Origin of the sequence: Mesorhizobium sp. M8A.F.Ca.ET.181.01.1.1, assembly GCF_004792025.1 — a bacterium.
Classification (GTDB): Bacteria; Pseudomonadota; Alphaproteobacteria; order Rhizobiales; family Rhizobiaceae; genus Mesorhizobium.
In genome coordinates this window covers 1-278 of the sequence record NZ_SRTV01000365.1, presented here as the reverse complement: position 1 = coordinate 278, position 278 = coordinate 1, and the positions used below count along the sequence as shown (strand labels likewise).

Genomic DNA, 278 nt, shown 5'->3' with positions numbered 1-278 from the left:
ACCGAATGTATTGCCCGGGCGGAGCGCGTCCAGCCCGCGGGCGAAGGCCGCTTCCAGAGCCTTGAAGATATCGCCCGCCAAAGGCGAAACCGGCCCCCATGAAAAAGTCCGCGCGCCATCCGAAGAATAACCGTCCACCAGCGTGCCCACATCGGCCTTGATCAGCGCACCCGGCGCGACCGCTGCCGTCATATCCGACAAAGCCGGGCCGACCGAAATGTAGTCCCAATGCCCGCTCAACGAAAAACCGGATTTTGCGGCATATGCCTGCGCGCCGG

Annotated in this window: 1 protein-coding gene; it reads right to left on the bottom strand. The window is 63.7% G+C overall.

The features are described 5' to 3' along the window. A partial coding sequence (locus EN824_RS34980; RefSeq protein ID WP_135933256.1) for a M24 family metallopeptidase occupies positions 1-278 on the bottom strand: 278 nt, incomplete at both ends.